Here is a 1,938-nt window from a genome sequence, read left to right as displayed (position 1 = left end):
CTACCACTCGGTCAGTACATCCAATAAAGGACACCTCGGTGTCCTTTATTTTTTGGGATTTAGAAAGCAGGACCCCCACCAAACAAGCGGCTTGCTACGTGGTCCGCTTGAATCCTGTCGAAATCTGACCCACATAAGCCCTGTCTGTGATGTAAGCCCTGCCACAAAGGCGGCACATCACGCACAGCGCCACAGCGCAATCACCGGGCATCCAAATAGGGCCAGAAGGTTATGACACCGGTTGCCGCTGCTGCACAAGCCGCAATTAACACGCCGCCGGCGGCAAGATCCTTTGCGCATTTGACTGCCAATGAATAGTGTGGCGACACAACATCGCAGAGCGACTCCACTGCTGTGTTCATGGCCTCTGCCATCCAAACCATGGTCATCGCGCCAATCAGCCAGCGCCAATCGCCGGCGTTCACTCGGCACCAAGCGGCCAATCCCGTCACCAGCATTGTGGCGATTAGATGCAGCCATGCGTTGTGCTGTGTTTTAAGCATCAAAGCTATCCCCTCGAAGGCATAACCAAAGCTCTTGAGGCGTGCGACCAGAGCGAATCGCTGCGGAGCGCAGGCACGAGGGACTTCTTTCATTTCTCATCCTTCTTATTGACCAGCCGCCAAGCCTGGGCAACACATGAACGTCGAGCAGTGCACGCCCGTATAGCGTGCAACCCATACAAGCAGCCCCATACCGTGGCCATCAAAATACAGCAAGCCATCACAGTGCGCCGGCCGGCTCCAGCGTCAAACAGGTGCGCCCGGCAAGCGGAATCTGCAAGCACACCTTTCCCATGTTGTCAGCCAGAACCTGCGTCAGGCATGCACCTGCAACCCGATAGGGTGCTAACGGACGCAGGCCCGACACACCCAAGTTTTTAATGCCATCGCCGGCTCCGCCGTATAGCACCGCTTGCAAAGAGCTGCTTACATCATCGGAGTGCGCGGCTGCAACCAGCACATCGGGATAGGACAGGGGCTCCAACCTGGGACCTTTTGATGAAGGTGGGTTACTGATCAAGTTTCGAAAACTGTCGCGCCCTCCGGAATGCGCCATCAGCTCGACACCGTGCGCCCATACCGAGGCTTTATTTCTGTGGGCGACCCCATGACTGAGAGTCGTTGGACACTCGTGCTCCAAGGCATCCATGCAGTTTTGATACACACACTCATCGCCCAACTCCATCGCCGCCAAGGCCGTCGCTGCGTAGGCACTGCCTCTTGAGAAACCATAGTTTCCCGTGTCGATGGGCCAGAATTCACTGCGTCGAAGCCGCTCATGTCTATCGAACAGCTGACGTCTCAACAACAGCCATTGGCGACGCGCCAAGTCAGGTTCCAGCGCATTCAAAAAGTAGCAGGGCATCGCCAGAGGCATCGCGCCACCAATGGCGGGTAAGGCCAATCCCGTATACGTGGAACGACATGGCACGTAGCGACCCATGCCATCCAGAAACTCCGCATCCAGATGCCGGCGAAACTCCGGCGCGTGACCGGCCCATTTCATCTGACCGTACTGCGCATCGTGGGCACGCAGTGCCGCGGCTCCCATTGTGTTGCACAGGGGATAGACCCAGTTGGGCTCGCAGGCCATCAGATAAAAGGGTGAACGTTCGTATTCTTTTTCCAACCTGGACAGCAAAGACTCGAAACTGTGTTCGTAGCGTTTTCCGTTCGGGTGCACCAGCGTAAAGGAACCTTTTTTTGAAAATTCCTGACTTCCTGTGCTGGCCTGGAACAGGGCCATCTGCAGCGCCACGAAGCCCGTGTACATGATGTTTTCACGGGCGGTAGGGTCGGGGTTCCACCGCAAGTTTCCCCATAGATTTTCCAGCGACCAGTAGGCCCACGCGCGGTGCTGAGACTGCTTGTTCAGTAGCTTGCTTTGCGCGTCGCTCATGTATCCGCCCAACGCAGGCGTGAAGCGTGCCTGCGT

The 1,938-nt window shown here is 56.7% G+C and carries 2 protein-coding genes; both read right to left on the bottom strand.

The annotated features are described in order from the left end of the window. Window positions 1-200 precede the first annotated feature (200 nt). Window positions 201-596: a diacylglycerol kinase family protein gene (locus AC1D0P_RS25275; RefSeq protein WP_477679246.1), complete on the bottom strand. Its 396-nt coding sequence runs from the start codon at window positions 594-596 to the stop codon at window positions 201-203. Between the two features lie 127 nt (window positions 597-723). Continuing rightward, on the bottom strand, window positions 724-1,938 hold a 1,215-nt coding region (locus tag AC1D0P_RS25270; RefSeq protein WP_477679245.1), incomplete at its 5' end, for a linalool dehydratase/isomerase domain-containing protein.

It is taken from the genome of Polaromonas sp. P1_G2 (genome assembly GCF_056405515.1).
Note: the sequence above shows the minus strand (reverse complement) of the source record. Positions and strands in the feature narration are given on the sequence as shown.